General features: G+C 62.6%; 22 protein-coding genes and 1 pseudogene. 7 read left to right on the forward strand and 16 right to left on the reverse strand.

All coding sequences use genetic code 11. The features are described from left to right. The 4 genes from AC1DWF_RS04405 to AC1DWF_RS04420 all read right to left on the reverse strand — a co-directional run bounded on the left by AC1DWF_RS04405 (position 1) and on the right by AC1DWF_RS04420 (position 4,508). Positions 1-699 (reverse strand): phosphatidylserine decarboxylase, encoded by a 699-nt coding sequence (locus AC1DWF_RS04405; RefSeq protein ID WP_476784461.1) that lies wholly within the window; start codon positions 697-699, stop codon positions 1-3. Positions 700-825: 126 nt separating this feature from the next. Then, entirely contained in the window at positions 826-2,727 is a 1,902-nt protein-coding gene (locus AC1DWF_RS04410; protein WP_476789006.1) for an ABCB family ABC transporter ATP-binding protein/permease, read from the reverse strand. Positions 2,728-2,741: 14 nt separating this feature from the next. Further along, positions 2,742-3,083 (reverse strand): ArsR/SmtB family transcription factor, encoded by a 342-nt coding sequence (locus AC1DWF_RS04415; RefSeq protein WP_476783841.1) that lies wholly within the window; start codon positions 3,081-3,083, stop codon positions 2,742-2,744. Positions 3,084-3,152: 69 nt separating this feature from the next. Next, positions 3,153-4,508, reverse strand: coding sequence for a LysM peptidoglycan-binding domain-containing protein (locus AC1DWF_RS04420; RefSeq protein ID WP_476789007.1), 1,356 nt, complete (start codon positions 4,506-4,508; stop codon positions 3,153-3,155). A gap of 110 nt (positions 4,509-4,618) precedes the next feature. On the opposite strand from AC1DWF_RS04420, the gene AC1DWF_RS04425 reads away from it, so the two are divergent. Then, positions 4,619-5,230, forward strand: a complete 612-nt coding sequence (locus AC1DWF_RS04425) for an LOG family protein (protein WP_476783843.1) — start codon at positions 4,619-4,621, stop codon at positions 5,228-5,230. Positions 5,231-5,239: 9 nt separating this feature from the next. On the opposite strand, the gene AC1DWF_RS04430 is transcribed toward AC1DWF_RS04425, so the two are convergent. The 10 genes from AC1DWF_RS04430 to cysS all read right to left on the reverse strand — a co-directional run bounded on the left by AC1DWF_RS04430 (position 5,240) and on the right by cysS (position 13,437). Further along, positions 5,240-5,926 (reverse strand): glutathione S-transferase family protein, encoded by a 687-nt coding sequence (locus AC1DWF_RS04430; RefSeq protein ID WP_476783844.1) that lies wholly within the window; start codon positions 5,924-5,926, stop codon positions 5,240-5,242. 12 nt (positions 5,927-5,938) lie between these two features. Then, positions 5,939-6,847 carry an EamA family transporter RarD gene (gene rarD, locus AC1DWF_RS04435; RefSeq protein ID WP_476783845.1) on the reverse strand — a complete coding sequence of 303 codons (909 nt, stop codon included), beginning with the start codon at positions 6,845-6,847 and terminating at the stop codon, positions 5,939-5,941. Positions 6,848-6,976: 129 nt separating this feature from the next. Continuing rightward, positions 6,977-8,599 (reverse strand): citramalate synthase, encoded by a 1,623-nt coding sequence (gene cimA, locus AC1DWF_RS04440; protein ID WP_476783846.1) that lies wholly within the window; start codon positions 8,597-8,599, stop codon positions 6,977-6,979. Next, on the reverse strand, positions 8,596-9,552 hold the full coding sequence (gene pip, locus AC1DWF_RS04445) for a prolyl aminopeptidase (RefSeq protein WP_476783847.1): 957 nt from the start codon (positions 9,550-9,552) through the stop codon (positions 8,596-8,598). Before pip ends, cimA begins: the two co-directional genes overlap by 4 nt. Next, positions 9,549-10,025 (reverse strand): GFA family protein, encoded by a 477-nt coding sequence (locus AC1DWF_RS04450; RefSeq protein ID WP_476783848.1) that lies wholly within the window; start codon positions 10,023-10,025, stop codon positions 9,549-9,551. The genes pip and AC1DWF_RS04450 overlap by 4 nt, the downstream gene beginning before the upstream one ends. Then, positions 10,022-10,513: a GFA family protein gene (locus AC1DWF_RS04455; protein ID WP_476783849.1), complete on the reverse strand. Its 492-nt coding sequence runs from the start codon at positions 10,511-10,513 to the stop codon at positions 10,022-10,024. Before AC1DWF_RS04455 ends, AC1DWF_RS04450 begins: the two co-directional genes overlap by 4 nt. Further along, the gene (locus tag AC1DWF_RS04460) at positions 10,510-11,001 is read right to left on the reverse strand and encodes a GFA family protein (RefSeq protein WP_476783852.1); all 492 of its coding nucleotides are present in this window, start codon (positions 10,999-11,001) and stop codon (positions 10,510-10,512) included. Before AC1DWF_RS04460 ends, AC1DWF_RS04455 begins: the two co-directional genes overlap by 4 nt. A gap of 12 nt (positions 11,002-11,013) precedes the next feature. Next, positions 11,014-11,394: a VOC family protein gene (locus AC1DWF_RS04465; protein ID WP_476783850.1), complete on the reverse strand. Its 381-nt coding sequence runs from the start codon at positions 11,392-11,394 to the stop codon at positions 11,014-11,016. Beyond that, positions 11,391-11,795 carry an endonuclease domain-containing protein gene (locus tag AC1DWF_RS04470; protein ID WP_476783851.1) on the reverse strand — a complete coding sequence of 135 codons (405 nt, stop codon included), beginning with the start codon at positions 11,793-11,795 and terminating at the stop codon, positions 11,391-11,393. Before AC1DWF_RS04470 ends, AC1DWF_RS04465 begins: the two co-directional genes overlap by 4 nt. Positions 11,796-12,000: 205 nt before the next feature. Next, the gene (gene cysS / locus AC1DWF_RS04475) at positions 12,001-13,437 is read right to left on the reverse strand and encodes a cysteine--tRNA ligase (RefSeq protein WP_476785291.1); all 1,437 of its coding nucleotides are present in this window, start codon (positions 13,435-13,437) and stop codon (positions 12,001-12,003) included. A 348-nt stretch (positions 13,438-13,785) separates the two neighbouring features. Between cysS and AC1DWF_RS04480 the strand changes: the two genes are divergently transcribed. Next, positions 13,786-13,941: a transcriptional regulator gene (locus tag AC1DWF_RS04480; protein WP_476785292.1), complete on the forward strand. Its 156-nt coding sequence runs from the start codon at positions 13,786-13,788 to the stop codon at positions 13,939-13,941. Here AC1DWF_RS04480 and AC1DWF_RS04485 read toward each other — a convergent pair. Both AC1DWF_RS04485 and AC1DWF_RS04490 read right to left on the reverse strand, forming a co-directional pair. Then, positions 13,938-14,543 carry a LysE/ArgO family amino acid transporter gene (locus AC1DWF_RS04485; RefSeq protein ID WP_476785298.1) on the reverse strand — a complete coding sequence of 202 codons (606 nt, stop codon included), beginning with the start codon at positions 14,541-14,543 and terminating at the stop codon, positions 13,938-13,940. The genes AC1DWF_RS04480 and AC1DWF_RS04485 overlap by 4 nt on opposite strands. A 32-nt stretch (positions 14,544-14,575) precedes the next feature. Beyond that, positions 14,576-15,346 carry an SOS response-associated peptidase gene (locus AC1DWF_RS04490; RefSeq protein WP_476785293.1) on the reverse strand — a complete coding sequence of 257 codons (771 nt, stop codon included), beginning with the start codon at positions 15,344-15,346 and terminating at the stop codon, positions 14,576-14,578. Between the two features lie 116 nt (positions 15,347-15,462). Here AC1DWF_RS04490 and AC1DWF_RS04495 point away from each other — a divergent pair, with 116 nt between their 5' ends. The 5 genes and pseudogenes from AC1DWF_RS04495 to AC1DWF_RS04515 all read left to right on the forward strand — a co-directional run. Further along, the gene (locus AC1DWF_RS04495) at positions 15,463-15,885 is read left to right on the forward strand and encodes an NUDIX hydrolase (protein ID WP_476785294.1); all 423 of its coding nucleotides are present in this window, start codon (positions 15,463-15,465) and stop codon (positions 15,883-15,885) included. Positions 15,886-15,933: 48 nt separating this feature from the next. Continuing rightward, the gene (locus AC1DWF_RS04500; RefSeq protein ID WP_476789008.1) at positions 15,934-16,311 is read left to right on the forward strand and encodes a TIGR02301 family protein; all 378 of its coding nucleotides are present in this window, start codon (positions 15,934-15,936) and stop codon (positions 16,309-16,311) included. A 133-nt stretch (positions 16,312-16,444) separates the two neighbouring features. After that, positions 16,445-16,702, forward strand: a complete 258-nt coding sequence (locus AC1DWF_RS04505; protein WP_476785296.1) for a hypothetical protein — start codon at positions 16,445-16,447, stop codon at positions 16,700-16,702. A gap of 128 nt (positions 16,703-16,830) precedes the next feature. Then, positions 16,831-17,640 carry a hypothetical protein gene (locus AC1DWF_RS04510; RefSeq protein ID WP_476785297.1) on the forward strand — a complete coding sequence of 270 codons (810 nt, stop codon included), beginning with the start codon at positions 16,831-16,833 and terminating at the stop codon, positions 17,638-17,640. 188 nt (positions 17,641-17,828) lie between these two features. Then, positions 17,829-17,932, forward strand: a pseudogene (locus AC1DWF_RS04515) (IS110 family transposase); the annotation flags it as partial.

Genomic DNA, 17,932 nt, shown 5'->3' on the forward strand with positions numbered 1-17,932 from the left:
TCAGGAGACCCGCACCAGCGGTGCGTGGCTGGCGCCGCCGAATTCGGCAAGCACGGTTTCACCGGCAACTGCGGTCTGGCCGACTGCGACGCGTGCGACTGCTGTCGTGGGCAGGAACACATCGACGCGGGAGCCGAAGCGGATCAGGCCGAAACGTTCGCCAACGCCGATGTTGCCGCCGACATCGGCCCAGCAGAGGATGCGACGCGCCACCAGACCGGCGATCTGCACGGCGGCCACCTGGCCGTTCGGGCTGTCTATGACAATACCGTTGCGCTCGTTTTCCTGGCTCGCCTTGTCGAGTTCGGCGTTGAGGAATTTGCCCGGACGGTGCTCGACGCGTACGATCTTGCCGCGCACCGGCGCACGGTTCACGTGGACGGAAAAGACGTTCATGAACACCGAGATGCGGGTCATCTCGGCGGTGCCGAGGCCAAGCTCGCGCGGCGGCACGGCGGGACCGACTGCCGACACCACGCCATCGGCGGGACTTACCACCAACTTGTCGTCGACAGGCGTCACCCGCTCGGGGTCACGGTAGAAATAGGCGCACCAGGCGGTGAGAATCGCTCCCACCCAGAACAGCGAAGTAGAAAAGAAGCCCAGCAGGATGGCGACCGCCGCAAATCCGGCAATGAAGGGATACCCCTCGCGATGGACCGGAACGAAGGCGTTGCGGATCGTGTCGGCTATGCTCATGGAGGGGATGCCGTTGCTGTTGAAGTCTGGGAGTGCTTACCGGAAACGACGCTAGGCCGCAACGCGACATTGCTGACGCCCACCGCTATCGCCAGCAATGGGCGGCCGATGCCGCCCATGTGCCACTCACTCGACCTCGCTGGCCTCGACCTCCGGGGTCCGGCGGCGCACGACGACCCCGAACTCGTCGGCTTCGCGCGCCTGACGCAGCCGCTCCTCGGCTTCGGTGGCCTCGCGCTGGCGATCCCACATCGAGGCGTAGAGCCCGTCCTGCCCCAGTAGCTGCGCATGGGTGCCGCGCTCGGCAATGGCGCCATCGGCCAAAACGATGATCTCGTCGGCCGAAATGACCGTCGACAGCCTATGCGCGATGACGATCGTGGTGCGGCCCTTGCTGACCAGGTCGAGCGCGCTCTGGATCTCCTGCTCGGTCTGGGTGTCGAGCGCCGACGTCGCCTCGTCCAGCATCAGGATCGGCGGCGCCTTGAGGATGGTGCGGGCAATCGCCACACGCTGCTTTTCCCCGCCCGAAAGCTTCAAGCCCCGCTCGCCGACCATCGATTTGTAGCCATCCGGCATGCGCTCGATGAAGCTCGAAATCTGCGCCAGGTCCGCTGCCCGGCGCACGTCTTCCTCGTCCGCGTTCATGCGGCCGTAGCGGATGTTGTAGGCAATCGTGTCGTTGAACAGCACGGTATCCTGCGGCACCATGCCGATCTCGCCGCGCAGGCTCTCCTGGGTGACGTCGCGGATGTCTTGTCCGTCGATCAGGATCGCGCCCTGCTGGATGTCGTAGAAGCGGAACAGCAGCCGCGAGATCGTCGATTTTCCGGCCCCCGAGGGACCAACGATCGCCACCGTCTTGCCGGCCGGCACCTCGAAGCTCACGCCTTTCAGAATCTGGCGGTTCGGATCATAGGCGAAATGCACATCGCGGAACTCGACGCGGCCATTGCCGACCACGAGTGGCTGGGCGCCCGGTCTGTCGTTCACCTCCTGCGGCACGTCGAGCAGCTCGAACATCTTTTCGATGTCGGTCAGTCCCTGGCGGATTTCGCGATAGATCATGCCGATGAAATTGAGTGGCACCGAAAGCTGCATCAACATGGCGTTGACGAAGACGAAGTCGCCCACGGTCTGGGTTCCGGCCATCACTTCTTTTGCCGACATCCACATGACGACGGTCATGCCGAGACCGAAGATGACGCCCTGGCCAAAGTTGAGCCAGCCGAGCGAGGTCCAGGTCTTTGTCGCCGCCGACTCGTACCGCGCCATCGAGCGGTCGAAGCGCTCGGCTTCCATGCTTTCGTTGTTGAAGTATTTCACCGTCTCGAAATTGAGCAGCGAATCGATCGCCTTGGTGTTGGCGTCGGTGTCGGAATCGTTCATCTCGCGGCGGATGGCGATGCGCCAGTCGCTCGCCCGCACCGTGAACCAGACGTAGAGCCACACGGTCACAGCCACCACGGCCACATATTGCCAGCCATAGGCGAAAGCAAAGATGCCGGCCGTCAGCGCGAATTCGAGAATGGTCGGAGCGGTGTTGAGGATGGTGAAGCGGACGATCGTCTCGATGCCCTTGGTGCCGCGCTCGATGATGCGCGACAGCCCACCCGTCCGGCGCTCGAGATGGAAGCGCAGCGACAGCTGGTGCATGTGCACGAAAGTCCGGTGCGCAAGCTGCCGGACCGCGTATTGGCCGACGCTGGCAAACAGCGCGTCGCGCAACTGGTTGAAGCCGAGCTGGACGATACGCACGAAATTATAGGCCACCACCAGCATGACGGGTGCTGCGAGCAATGCCGGCAACGCCAGCGGCGTACGCTGGTCGCCGGCGAGCGCATCGGTCGCCCATTTGAAGAAATAGGGCCCCGCCACCAGCGTCAGCTTGGCGACGAACAGGAACACGGTTGCCCACACCACCCGCGCCCTGAGGTCGGGCCTGTCTTGCGGCCACATATAGGGCCACAGGTTCCTTATCGTGCTGAGGGTCGAGCCGCGTTCGGCGGAGACGGTCTTGTTAGCCACTATGCTTGCCTTGATTAGATGTCCGCGCCTTCGACGGCGCAGCAAGATTCGACGAGCGCCGAGACGGACGCGGAAATAGCAGTCAATGCCGCCTGGTCGATCTGATAGCGCGAGCGCTGCCGCTCCGGCGCGTAGCGGACCAGTCCGGCCTCGACGAGGATTTTCAGATGTTGCGAAACGGTCGACTGGGCGAGATCGAGATGCTCGACCACTTCCTTGCAGCAGCACGACCTGCCGCCGCCGAGGCGCCGCAGGATTTCAAGCCGTGCGGGATGTGAGAGAGCCGCAAGCTTTTGCGCCACATCCGCAACAGAGGCGGCGCGGCATGACGGTGCGGCGGCGGAGGATGGTTTCATCGTTCATCGACGATAAACGATGAATTCTATCCACGCAACCCAAGTTGGCTGAAATGCCTTTCCCGAAAGCTACGGCTTGGGCACGGGCATCGCCTGTTCGCCCATCGCGCCCATATTGGCCGCCTCGCCCTCCTGGGACTTTTCCGGCACGCGGAACACCTGCCCCGGCCAGATGCGGTCGGGATCGCTGATCTGATCCTGATTGGCGAGATAGATGTTGGAATAGCGCACGCCCTGGCCATAGACGCGGCGCGAGATACGCCACAATGAATCGCCGCGACGGATGATGACAGCGCCATCGACCGACTCGAGTTTGGGCGCAGTCGCTTCAGCGCCGGCCGAAGCGATATCGGCGGGCTTTTCCGGTGACGTCGCCTGAGTCTGTGCCGCTGGCGCAGTCGGCGCGTCGCTAGCTGCCGGCGCTTGCGACTTCGTTGCGGTATCAGCCGGTGCGGGTGCCGGTGCAACTGCGGCTACCGCTTCGCCCGGCTCGCGCTGGAACGGCACCGCCGCACGGGCCGCGACCTTGACACCGTCTGGCTCAAGCGCGTCGGCGCGGATGATGTAGTCGCCAACCGGCAGTTCGCGCTCTGCCTCGATCAGGAAGCGGCCTTCCGGCGTGGTCTGGGTTTCGCCGATCAGGATCTCGTTGGCGTAGGCACGCACCTTGCGGCCCGCATCGGCAACACCAGCGATGAAGATCTTCTTGCCTTCGATTTCGACGGCTTCAACTGCGATCTTCACCTTAGATGCGGATGCAACCGACTTTGCCGGGGCCGGCTGCGACGCGGTCTGTCCTTCGACTGTCGCTGCCGGCGCATTGGCCGGCTGGTCCGCTGCAGGCAGCTTCGTAGGCGCCTGGGCGGGCTTGGGGACGGTAATCAGCTCGGAGGGTTTGCCCGGCTCTTCGACAAGTGCCAGCACCTGTCCGCCCGGCTCCGAAGGCACGGAAACCACGGCGGTCTCGGTCGACGTCGCCACGACATTGTCGGGCGCGGTCGCGCGCAGCACGATCTGGTAGTCGCCCGGCTTGAGCGGCTGGTCGAGCACCACGGCGAAATCGCCGTCCGTGCCTGCAACCGCAGCCCCGATCACCTTCGATCCGGTCACGATCTCGACCTTGGCATTGCCGGCTGCCTTGCCGGCGATCACTATTGAGCCATTGTCTTCGACGCGCACGACGTCGAAGGACGGCGCCACCACAACGGGTGCCTGCGCAGCGGGGGCTGGCCCCTCGGCTGCCGGCTTCGCCGCCCCAGGGATCTTGTCCGCCTTCGGCGCGGCTGTTGGGGGTGCCGGCAAGCTCGCGACCACGGCGGGCGGCGCCAGGTAAGGATCAAGCGCACCTGACACATATGCAATGGTCGCAGCAGCGGCCGAGCCACCTGCTGCGAGAAGGAAGATTTTCAACGGATTAATTGCCATATATCGCTGCCCCTAGCCCTCCGATGGGTCTACCTTGTTTTGCCGGCAGCGACAAGAAAAAGCCCTGTCCGGGCTTGACCCGGTCTGTGGAGGCAATACCCAATCATATCATGAACACGATTCGATCCATCTGCGTCTATTGCGGCTCCTCGCCGGGCCACGATGAGGTCTACATCAAGGCCGGCCATCTGCTCGGCCACTCGATCGCCAAGGCCGGGCTCAGGCTCGTCTATGGCGGCGGCACCAAGGGCATCATGGGTGCGGTCGCCGATGGCGCGCAGCGCGCCGGCGGCAAGGTCACCGGCATCATACCGCGCTTCCTGATGAACAAGGAAGCAACCGAAACCGCCCTGACCCGGCTCGACGAACTCGTCATCACCGACAACATGCATGAGCGCAAGCACTTGATGTTCGAGAAATCGGACGCTTTCGTTGCGTTGCCGGGCGGCATCGGCACGGTCGAGGAGATCGTCGAGATCATGACCTGGGCGCAGCTCGGCCATCATCGCAAGCCGATCGTCTTTGCCAATGTCAAAGGCTTCTGGGACCCGATGCTGGCCCTGCTCGATCACATGAAGGCCGAAGGCTTCGTGCATACCTCGCATCTGGTTCAGCCATTGGTGGTCGACGAGCCGGAAGCCCTGGTCCCAGCGATCCTGGTCGCGGCAGGTTCCGACTCCACCCCCACCGAAGGCATGCAGTCGCTCATCGACAAGATGTGAGAACGGCCGTTAGGCCAAGGCACGCAGATCGGCCGTGATGACGCCCGAGGCCAAAATCTCGTCTTCATGCGGCGGATCGCGCCAGGTCTCCGCCAACGCCGCATCGTACCAATCGCGCATGGCCACGGTCTTGAGCATCATGGCGATGTATTCGCTTGAATTTCCGACGAAATCGAGCGTGTAGGTCTGTGCCCGAAAAACGACCGGGGCGAAGAACGCATCCACCGCTGTGAATGTGTCTCCCGCGAGGAACGGGCCGCCGAAGCGCTCGAGCCCCTGGTTCCACAGCGCACCAATGCGCGCGATATCTTTTTCCAGCCCCGCCGGCCGCTCCCTGAGGCTGACACGCACGCCGCAGCTCATGCCGCAGACATTGCGCAACGTTTGAAAACCGGAGTGCATCTCGGCCGCCGCCGAACGCGCCCAGGCGCGCGCAACAGCATCGGCCGGCCACACGCCTGGATGGCGCTCGGCGAGATACTCGACGATCGATAGCGAATCCCAGACCGCGATGTCGCCGTCGATCAGGCACGGAACGCAGCCATTCGGCGAAAACGAACGGAAATCCGGCTGACCAGGCAGGTTTCCAAACGGCACCTGCCGCTCAGTGAATGGAATGCCTAGCGTGCGCATCAACACCCAGGGCCTGAGCGACCAGGACGAATAGTTCTTGTTGGCGATATAGAGCTGGTACATTCGCTTGCCCAATCAACCGTTCTTCGAGCGCTCGGAAAACATCGACCAAGTGTAGATCGCGAGCGCCACCCAGATCAGGCCAAAAGCCACCGCGCGCTCGCTCGAGAACGGCTCGTGGAAGATGAAGATCGCAATGACGAAGATCATCGTCGGCGCGATGTACTGCATGATGCCGATTGTCGACATCCTGAGCAGCTTGGCGCCATTGGCAAACAGGATCAGCGGCACGGCAGTGACCACGCCGCAGCCGAGCATCAGCCAGACGTCGGTCATGCCGGTGGTGCCGAAATGGCCGGCGCCGGTCGTCTGGAGATAAAAGATGTAGCCCAGCGCCGGCAGCCCGAGGATCAGCACTTCGAGGAAGAAACCCTGCGCCGGGCCGATCGGCAGCGTCTTCTTGAACAGCGCGTAAAAGCCCCAGGACAGCGCCAGAACGATGGAAACCCACGGCAAACCGCCGCTTTCCCAGGTCAGCAGCCCAACGGCTATCACCGCGAGCCCTATCGCCACCATTTGCGCCCGGGTCAGCTTCTCGCCAAGCACGACAGCGCCCAAGAACACGCTGAACAGCGGGTTGATATAATAGCCGAGCGCGGTTTCGAGCGCGCGGTCATTGCCGATCGCCCAGACATAGACGCCCCAATTGATGGTGATCAGGGTTGCCGTCAGCGTGCCCATCAAAAGCGTGCGCGGATTGCGCAGGGCCACCTTGATGTCGGAGGTGCGGCCAAGCCACCACAGCAACAAAGCGGCGATCGGAATCGACCAGGTGATGCGGTGCGCGATCACCTCAGGGGCGGGAATATGGGCCACAGCCTTCATGTAGAAAGGCAAAAAACCCCACATCAGATAGGCCGAAAGGGCAAAAAGGAAGCCGCGGGAGGCTTCGTCCTTAGTGATCGCAGGCGTGTTGATGCTCATGGCGCGATCCTATGCGCCCGCTTGTCCGGACAGGCCATTTCAAAATACTGATGGTCCACCCGCTTTTCATTGATGGATCAATCGATAGGGCCAGCTTTTGGCGCCGGCCCTAACTCTCCAAGCCAGCTGCTATTCCGCCGCCGCCAGCCCGGCCATCTCGCGGTTTTTCATCAGCTTGTAGATGATCGAATCCATCAGCGCCTGGAACGACGCGTCGATGATGTTGGTCGAAACACCCACCGTCCACCAGCGCGCGCCGGTGCTGTCATGCGATTCGATCAGCACGCGGGTTATCGCCTCGGTGCCGCCATTGAGGATACGCACCTTGTAGTCGACAAGCTCGAGGTCGCCGATCTCGTTCTGGAACTTGCCGAGATCCTTGCGCAGCGCGATGTCGAGCGCATTTATGGGACCGTCACCCTCGGCAACCGACATCTTTTCCTCGCCGTCGACCAGTACCTTCACCACCGCTTCCGATACGGTCTTGAGGTTGCCATTGGCGTCGAAACGCCGCTCGACAAGGCAGCGGAACGAGGTCACGCGGAAGAACTCCGGCACCTCGTGCAGCATGCTGCGCGCCAGAAGTTCGAAGCTGGCATCAGCCCCTTCATAGGCATAACCCTCGGCCTCGCGCTCCTTGACCACCGAAATCAGCGAATCGAGCCGGCGGTCGTCCTTGGGCACGTCGATGCCGCGCCGCTTGAGCTCGGCAATGAAATTGGCCTTGCCGCCCTGGTCCGACACCATCACCTTGCGGCGATTGCCCACCATCTCCGGCGGCACGTGCTCGTAGGTCTTGGGTTCCTTGGCGATGGCCGATGCGTGGATGCCGGCCTTGGTGGCGAAGGCGGAAGCTCCAACATAGGGCGACTGCGCTTCGGGCGCGCGGTTGAGCAACTCGTCGAACGCGCGCGACAGCCTTGAGATGCCAGCTAGGGCATCAGCCGAAACGCCGGTCTCGAAACGTTCGGCAAAATGCGGCTTCAGCGCCAGCGTCGGCACGATGGTGATCAGATTGGCGTTGCCGCAGCGTTCGCCGATGCCGTTGATGGTGCCTTGAACCTGGCGCACGCCGGCTTCGATGGCCGCCAGCGAATTGGCTACCGCCTGGCCGGTGTCGTCATGGGCATGGATGCCGAGGTTGGCGCCCGGAATGCCCGCAGCGATCACCTTGGCCACGATCTCGCGCACCTCGGCCGGCTGGGTGCCGCCATTGGTGTCGCACAACACCACCCAGCGCGCTCCGGCATCATAGGCCGTGCGGGCGCAAGCCAGCGCATAGTCGGGATTGGCCTTGAAGCCGTCGAAGAAATGCTCGCAATCGACCATCGGCTCCTTGCCGGCCGCGCGGGCAGCTTCAACGGAGGCCTGGATCGATTCGAGGTTTTCCTCGTTGGTCACGCCAAGGGCGACACGGACATGATAGTCCCAGCTCTTGGCGACGTAGCAGATGCCGTCCGACTTGGCCTGCAGCAAGGTTGCAAGGCCCGGGTCGTTGGAAGCCGACACCCCTGCCCGCTTGGTCATGCCGAAGGCAACGAACTTCGCCCGCTTGGTCCGCTTTTCTGTGAAGAACGCCGTATCGGTTGGGTTCGCGCCGGGATAGCCGCCCTCGACATAGTCGAGGCCGAACTCGTCGAGCATGGTGGCGATCGCGATCTTGTCTTCGACCGAAAAGTCGATGCCCGGCGTCTGCTGGCCGTCGCGCAGTGTCGTGTCGAAGAGATAGATGCGTTCGCGTGCCATTGTCATTTCCCTGCGAACCTGTCGGTCGCCCTGACCAGCTGGTCCAATATGCCCGGTTCCGAATAAGCGTGGCCCGCGCCCTCGATAAGATGGAACTCGGCTTGCGGCCAGGCCTTGTGCAGCGCCCAGGCATATTTCGCCGGGCATGGCATGTCATAACGCCCATGGACGATGACGCCGGGAATGTCGCGCAGCTTGTGGGCGTCGCGGATCAGCTGGCCTTCGTCCATCCAGCCGGCATGGACGAAATAGTGGTTTTCGATGCGGGCGAAGGCGACGGCGAAGTCGTCCTCGCCGAACTTGCCGCTGGTATCGGGGTCAGGCAGCAGCGTGATCGTCTCGCCTTCCCACAGGCTCCAGGCAAGGGCTGCTTGCACCTTGGTCTTGTGGTCGTCACCGACGAGCCGCTTGCGATAGGCGGCCATCATGTCGCCGCGCTCGGCCTCAGGGATCGGGGCGACGAAGCGTTCCCACTTATCGGGGAACATCTCGGAGACGCCGAACTGGTAGTACCATTCGAGTTCGGCACGGGTCAGCGTGTAGATGCCGCGCACCACGAGCTCGCTGACGCGGTCAGGGTGCGTTTCGGCATAGGCCAGCGCCAGCGTCGAACCCCAGGAGCCACCGAACACCAGCCATTTGTCGAAGCCGGCCATCTCGCGCAGCCGTTCGATGTCGGCGACGAGATGCCAGGTCGTGTTGGCGTCGAGCGAGGCGTTGGGCACGGATTTTCCGCAGCCGCGCTGGTCGAACAGCATGATGTCGTAGAGCTTCGGATCGAACAGGCGGCGATGTTTGGGGGAGGTCGCACCGCCCGGACCGCCATGCAAAAACACCGCCGGCTTGCCGCCCTTGGTGCCGGAGCGTTCCCAATAGATCTGGTGGCCGTCGCCGACATCGAGCATGCCGCTGTCGAAGGGTTCGATCTCGGGGTAAAGGCCGCGCAATTCGGTGCTCATAGTTTCAGTCCGTGTTCCGGCCAGTTGGCCGTTTCTTGGTCGGGATGCTGGAAGGAGATGATCTGCTCCTGCCGCTTGTAATAGTCGGGGTTGTCGTGGATCGGCTGGTCGAAGATCGTCTCGACCCAGGGCAGCCGGGCGCCATGGTTGATCTGGATCGTCGGCGCGAGATCGGAGCGGTCATCGAACGAACCGATGGAGATTTCGAGCCCGTCCGGCTGGCGGTAGGTCATCGGCGTGCCGCAGCGCTGGCAGAAGCCGCGCGCAATATTGACCGAGGACTGGAAGTAGCTCGGCTCCTCGCGAATCCATTCGACACCGTCCGTCGGAACACCGACAAAAGCGCCGAAGAATGAGCCGAATTGCTTCTGGCACATGCGGCAATGGCAAATGGACGTGCGCCCAAGCGCGCCATGGATGCGAAAACGCACAGCGCCGCACTGGCAGCCGCCGGTTCTAACTGTCTCGGTCATGACCTTTTCTCCGGTGGCCATTGTTCAGTATCGTGATCTGGGTGCTGGCGGTTCGACGCCTTGATCGCCGCTGTCCATTCTGGCGAGTCGACATCTTCGCTCTCGCCCGAGTCCGGCACCGAAGTCAGCTCGGCAAACCAAGGCATGCGCCCCTCAATACTGTCCTGCGATTGTGGCTTCAGCCGCTCGGGGTGGTCCAGGGAGCCGATGGTCAAGCTGATATATTTGCTGTCGACGCCATTGTAGAACAGCGGCGTGCCACAATCTCGGCAATAGCCGCGCTCGACATTTTCGGAACTTCGAAACACAGCCGGCTCGCCGCGCGTCCAGGTCGTCGTCTCCTTCGGTGCCCCGACGAGCGCGGCAAAGAAGTTGCCGACCGCCTTCTGGCACATGCGGCAATGGCAGATATGAGCGTTGTCGACGATCGGCTCGGCGCTGTAGCGCACCGCCCCGCACTGGCAGCCTCCGGTGAACGGATCGCTCATGTCCTGACCTCCGGTGGCCATTGCTCGGTGTCGTGGTCGGGATGCTGGTAAGACACGATATCGTTGATGAAGCCGGCCGCTTCGGCGTCTTCTTCCGTGCTTTGTCCGGGCAGTTCGTGGATATGGTCGACGTAAGGCAGCTTGGCCTCGATGCCCCACTGGATCGTCGGCGCGATCTCTTCCGGCTCGTCGAAGGCTGCGATCGCCAAGGCGACACCGTCCGGTGCCTCGTAGCTCAGAGGCGTGCCGCATTCACCGCAAAAGCCGCGAAAGGCGAAGTTCGAGGAGCGGAATTTTTTCGGCTCGCCGCGCGTCCACGTCAGTTTCGCCTGCCGAACAGAGACAAGCGGCGCATAAAAATTGCCGAACGCCTTTTGGCACATGCGGCAGTGGCAGACCGAGGCGTCGCCGAGCGCGCCTTCGATGTGAAAACGCACCGCGCCGCATTGGCAACCGCCGGTATAAACAGGCTTGTTGTCGAGGCTCATCATGGCTTTCCCCTATGCCGGCGCATGGCATACCGCCTCGATGTTGTTGCCGTCGGGATCGAACACGAAGGCGGCATAATAGTCGGGATGATAGTGCGGCCGCGGGCCCGGCCCGCCATTATCCTTGCCACCAGCTGCGATCGCAGCCGCATAAAACGCATCGACCTCGGCGCGGCTGCGCGCGGTGAATGCGTAGTGGCGCCCCGGCCCGGCTTCCGCCTCATGCAGCCAGAACACCGGGCGCTCGCGGCCATAACCACCAACCTTGACGCCACCGGTATGTTCGCCCGGTACCATCATCAGAAACGACGCGCCGAGCGGCGCGAATGCCTTGTCGAAGAAGGCCTTCGCCTTGTCGAAATCGGCAACCGAAATTCCAGTATGGTCGATCATTGCACGAACTCCTCCTTCATGCGGGTGGCTCCGACCGGTCCGCCTTGGCCGGCACAGATGACGATATGCTGGTAGACATTGTCGATAGCGCGAAGAATGTCATCGTTCCAGAAGCGGACAATGGTCCAGCCGTGGTCTTCCAGCTTGGCGGTGCGCACGGCATCCGCTTCCGCAATATCGGCTGAGCCATGTTGCGAGCCGTCGATCTCAACAATCAACTTGTGTGTCGGGCAGGCAAAATCGACAATGTAACCGGCAATCGGCAACTGCCGCCGAAAACCCAGTCCCATCAGGCGGTGCGCTCTCAACTCATTCCAGAGTTTCAGCTCTGTATCGGTCATCTGCTTGCGCATCTTGCGCGCATTGCGACGGTTGGCCTGAGGAACTGAGTAGTGGGTCATTGCCGCCTACCCCCCTCTGCCCTGCCGGGCATCTCCCCCTCAAGGGGGGAGATCACACTGTCATCTACCGACCAGCCCAATCGCCAACGTTTCAAGCCAAGGCAAAACGCCGCCACAGCATGATCTCCCCCCTTGAGGGGGAGATGCCCGGCAGGGCAGAGGGGGGCATACAGCCCCAACCTATCCACGCCGTGCACCACCATCATCACCGCTTGACCTCCCAGGTCGTCACGCGCTCGCCCGAAACCGGATCCTTGCCGTCCTTGAGCTGCACGCCCTGCGCCAGAAGCTCGTCGCGAATGCGATCCGCCTCGGCCCAGTTTTTGGCAGCGATGAAGGCGAGGCGTTCCGCGATCACGTCGGCAACAGCAGCCTCGTCGACCTCGGCCGCATCCAGCCCAAAACCGAGAAACAGCAGTGCCGCTTTCAATCTCGCAGCCGCTTCGACATTCGCAGCCGCCTCGCTCGCCAGCTGCGACAACCCATGGAACGCGGTGGCCGTTGCCAGGTCATCGCTCAGCGCCGCAACCAGTGCTTCGGGAACGTGACTGTCCGCCGTGCCAGCCGCGTCTGCCGCGCGCTTCCATTTGCGAAGCGTGTTCTCGGCCTCCTCCAGCTTCCTCACGCTAAAATCGATCGGCTCGCGATAATGCGTCATCAGCATCGCCAGCCTGAGCACCTCGCCCGGCCATTTACGGCCGCCGAAACGCTCGGTCTCCAGCAGTTCCTGGATGGTGAAGAAGTTGCCCAGGCTCTTGGACATCTTCTGGCCCTCGACCTGAAGGAAGCCGTTGTGCATCCAGTAGTTGGCCATGACTTCGGTGCCGTGGGCGCAGCGCGACTGGGCGATCTCGTTTTCATGATGCGGGAAGATCAGGTCGAGCCCGCCGCCATGAATGTCGAAGACCTCGCCGAGATAGGCCGATGCCATGGCCGAGCACTCGATGTGCCAGCCGGGGCGGCCGCGGCCCCAGGGGCTTTCCCAGCCCGGCTCTTCGGCCGAGGACGCCTTCCACAAAACGAAATCGCCGGGGTTCTTCTTGTGCGCCTCGACCTCGACGCGGGCGCCTGCCTGCTGCTCGTCGAGATTGCGCTTCGACAATTGCCCGTAGTCCGCCATCGAGCCGGTGTCGAACAGCACCTCGCCTTCAGCTTCATAGGCATGGCCGCGTTCGATGAGGCTGAGAATCAAGGTGATCATGTCGGCGCGGCCGTCGGCACGCGGCTGCACGAACTCCGTTGCCCGCGGCTCGACGGTCGGCTCGAGGCAGCCCAACGCCTTGACGTCGGCCTGGTACTGGTTCGCCGTCTTTTCGGTGACGCGCCTGATCGCCTCGTTGAGCGGCAGATCGGGGAAGTCGCGCAGGGCGCGCGCGTTGATCTTGTCATCGAGGTCGGTGAGGTTGCGCACATAGGTGACGTGATCGGCGCCATAGACATGGCGCAGCAGGCGGAACAGCACGTCGAAAACGATCGCCGGGCGCGCATTGCCGATATGGGCGAAGTCGTAGACGGTCGGCCCGCAGACATACATCCGCACGTTTAGCGGATCGATAGGCACGAAGTCTTCCTTCGTGCGCGTCAGCGTGTTGGTAAGGCGCAAGCCCTTGAATGCCGCAGGCTTTTTCATTGAATCAGACATGCTTCTCCCCTGGCCTGCTGGCCCGGGCGTTTGACCTGTCTCGTGTGAAGATGAGGCGAAAACGTCCTGACCAGCGCGAACGCTAGCCAATAATGCAAGTGCCGGAAATGGCGAAAGACGTTTTCATCACGGGCTTTATCGCCTCACGAACCTGTTGCCGTCAAGACGCAGCGACATGAAACTTTACCGCCCGAACCGGAACGAACGCAGTACCGAAACAATTTATTAAGCATCCCGGCACGTTAATGAAACATTGCCCGGATAAAAGGCGCTGCATGCCACGAATTCGACCGAATCCGTAAGCAAATGCAGCCGCTCTCAACAGAGCTGACTTTAGGGAAGAGACCAATGAAACGAAAACAAGCCGAAGCAGACCGAGCGCGTAGCCAGTACGCCGAGCTCGCCAAGCACTACCGGGCCATCGGCCCCGCAGCAATTCTTGCCGCGCTGATCTGCGCGCCGAAGAAAGACAAGGCACAGCCCAAGCTTACCAAGGCAGCCTAGGCCCGGCTCACCAGGCTGAGACCGATCGCGGTCATCACCACGCCGATCAGAAGATCGAGCACGCGCCACGCGGCAGGCCGGGCAAAGACCGGCTCGAGAAGCCGGGCGCCATAGCCGAGCCCGAAGAACCAGACGAACGATGCGGTCGCAGCGCCGAGCCCATAGGCAAGGCGCGCCTGACCTTCGTAGGCGGCCGAAAGGCCGCCCAACAGCACCACCGTGTCGAGATAGACATGCGGGTTGAGGAAGGTGAAGGCGAGACAGGCGGCGACAGCCGGCCACAGCCTCGTCTCGCCCGATTCGGCCGCCTGCAGCACTTCGGGCTTCAGGGCGCGGCGAAAGGCGATCGCCGCATAGGTGAACAGGAACAGTGCGCCGCCGACCGTCACCGCCATGATCAGGTTCGGCGATTGCGAAATCAGCGTGCCTAGCCCGGCGACGCCAGCGGCGATCAGCAATGCGTCCGACAGCGCGCAGATCAGACTCAAGATGAAAACGTGCTGGCGCAGCAGCCCCTGGCGCAGGATGAACGCGTTCTGCGCGCCGATCGCGATGATCAGCGACGCACCAAGCAGAAAACCGGAAATGGCGGCGGAAACGATGGGCGTGGACACGCAGACCTTCTAGCGTGACCTCAAAACAGTTTCATCTGGTCGTCGTCGCTGGACTTACGCTTTTCCACTTTTGGCTTGGCGGGCGCTGCTTCAGGCAGCGGTTCGACCCGCTCCTGGATTTCGGTCCCGACATTGGCGACCTTGTTGACCAGTTCCGACACCGGAATCTGCTCGAAGAAATCGGTCTGTGCCGGGCGCATCAGTTCGGCGACGTCGCGCGGCTCCTGGGTGCGGCAGTCGAGCCAGCGGGCGAAATCCTCAGGCTGGATGACTACCGGCATGCGGTCGTGGATATGCAGGATGTCGGCACTTGCGCTGGTGGTCAGGATGGCTGCGGTGTCCATCTCCGAGCCGCCCGGCTCGCTCCAAGTTTCCATAAGCCCGGCCAGCGCCACCAGACCGCCTTTGCGCGGCCTCAGCCAATAGGGCTGGCGCCGGTTGCCCGGCAGCTTTTTCCATTCGTAGAAGCCGGAAACCGGGATCAGCGCGCGCCTGTGGCGCATCGCGGCCTTGAACGAGGCCTTTTCGATCGCCGATTCGGAACGCGCGTTGATCAAAAGCGGCATGTCGGCCGGGTTCTTCGTCCAGGCGGGGATCAGCCCCCACCGCGCCAGCAGCGCCATGCGGTCGGGCAGGTTCGAGCCGGGCGGACGCTGCGGGCCGGCCAACACAACGAGAATCGGCTGCGTCGGCGCCACATTGTAGCGCGGCGGAAAACTTTCGAGATCTCCGACGCCCAGAAAGGCGGCCGTTTCGTCGGGTGACGCCAGAACCGCTATTCGTCCGCACATGATTTTTGGCCTTCGCTCATACTCGTCCTGAAAGTGGCGATGGATCGCTGCGACCGCAACCGCTAAAGCAGTCTCGGCCCGCCGCTCCCCAATGGAGCAAGGCCAAGGGTGGTGAGATGATCGACGCAACAATAGTCCCCGCAGTTTCGGTCGCCGTGTTGCGCGACCGCGCGATCATGCTCGTTCGCCGTGGCCGCGCGCCTTCCAAGGGCCTCTATGCCTTTCCCGGCGGTCGGGTCGAAGCCGATGAAACCCTTGAGGACGCCGCCCGCCGCGAACTCATGGAAGAGACCGGCATCGCTGTCGGCACGCTGGTGCCGCTGCGCGAGATCCTCATCGACAGTCGAGCCGAAGGTGCTTCGGTCTACCTGCTCACCGTCTTCGGCGCGCGTCATATCGGCGGCGAACCGATCAGCGGCGACGACGCCGACGAGGCGGCGTTTCATGACCTCGAAGAGATCAAGCGCCTGCCGCTGACCGATTCGACGCTGGAGATCGTGCTTGAACTTCTGGACGGCCACGTAATTCTGCCGGGATAGACCGAGCTGCAGCCTTGCCGGCGACAAATTGTTTCGCCACAAAAGCTTATGAGCCGCGCTTCGACCTTGTTGATTGCCATGACGCTTGCCGCGAGCACCGTGTTCGCAGCACCGGCGCGGGCTGTCGACGCTCCCTTCGAGCCCGGCCTGCTGCGGCTGGCCGAAGTCTTGGGGTCGCTGCATTTCCTGCGCAATCTGTGCGGCGAAAAGGGCACCGAATGGCGCGGCGAGATGGAAAAGCTGCTCCAGGCCGAGAATCCCTCGCACGAGCGCCGCGCCCGGTTCATCGCCAGTTTCAACCGCGGCTATCGCTCTTTCGACGGCGCCTACACTGCCTGCACGCCGTCCGCGACTGCGGCGATTGCCCGCTACATGAAGGAAGGCGAGGCACTCAGCCGCGACATCGCCTCGCGCTACGGTAATTAACAGGCTATTTACTTTCTCGGCATTGCCGAGGGTACACGGCCTGCCGATTGTGTTAGCTGTCTTAACGGGACATTAAAGGGATAGCTCAAGTTGATCCGAATCACCGGGTCGCTTGGCAGGGTGAAAGACCGAAATGGAACAAAGCGTAACCGACATCGACGCCCTGGTTCGGGAAGAAAAGCGCCTGACCGCCGTCGAGAGCCACAATGAGGCATGGGCCGAGGGACTGTCCGCCGGCATCGAGCCCGAGATCATCGCCGAAGCAGCGCTAGCGACCGCTTTTGCCGAGATCGTGGCCGCCAATGGCGAGCGCGCTGCCCTTGCAATGCTCGACCGCATGCGTGCCAAGGTCGAGGCTGGCGACTTCGAGCCGCTGCGCCTGCGGCATTGAGCCCAACCCCAGTTCTTTGACTAGCCGACACGGTTTCGCCATCATGCCGGGCAGATTTGAAGTGGTGGAGCGTCACTAGCGCATCCGATAGGACGCGCGGCACTCTAGAATACCGGAGCCTGGAATTGATGCGGCCACAGACTGATACGGCGCCCCGAGGCGCATTGAAACTTGCTGTTCTCGGCCTTGCCGCGTCGCTTGTCCTGCCGCTTCATGCCTCAACGGCGTTCGCACTGAGCGAGATCAAGCGCGAAGAGATTCCTGCACCTGTCACGCCGCAAAAGCCCGCGACGGATCAGGGCACGCCGGAAAAGTCAGTGCCAATGCCCGACCCGATCCAGACGCCGCCGGCAGCCAATCCCCCTGCCACCGACCAAGCGCCCGAAGACCAGCAGACCGAACCCCAGGACGAGCCGGCAACGCCTGACGCCACTGGACCTGCCGCGCCACATCTCGACACCGAGGGACCACTGCCCGAGATCGTCTATGATCTCAGCCGCCTGCCCGAGCCGGTCGCGCGCATGCGCAGCCTGCTCGTCGAAGCCGCCAAGACCGGTGACATCGAAAAGCTTCGACCGCTGATCGGCAAGGGCGATGCCATGCCGCAGTTGTCTTTCACCGAAGTCGAAGGCGACCCGATCGCCTTCATCAAGGGGCTGTCCGGCGACGGCGAAGGCCAGGAAATCCTCGCCATCATGGAAGAGGTTCTGAATGCGGGCTACGTCCATCTCGGCGAAGGCACCGACGAGGACCTCTATGTCTGGCCCTATTTCTTCGGCATCCCACTCGACAAGCTCGATCCGCGCCAGAAAGTCGAACTGTTCAAGATCGTCACCGCCGGCGACTACGAGGACATGAAGCAATACGGCGCTTACGTCTTCTACCGCCTCGGCATCACGCCCGAGGGCCGCTGGGCGTTCTTCGTCGCCGGCGATTGATCTTTTTTCCTTGTAACTTGAACGTTGCCGCATCTGCTATTGCTAGCGGTGCGGTGGCGGACGGGAGACCGAAGTTCCTTTGGGACACCAAGCCCGTGGGAGAGCTTGGGTCTTCGTCCGCCGTTCCATCGACCCCGAACAGTCGCCAGGGCCGCAAGCGAAGCCCGATTAGGCAAGGATGGGAGAAGATGGACGCTGCTTTTGTCGTTGTAGGGATCGATGTCTCGAAGGAGCGGCTCGACATTCATGTCCTGCCCTCGGGCGAGCGTTTTGCCGTCGGCAATAACGATGC

This window comes from Aminobacter sp. P4_D5 (assembly GCF_056401815.1).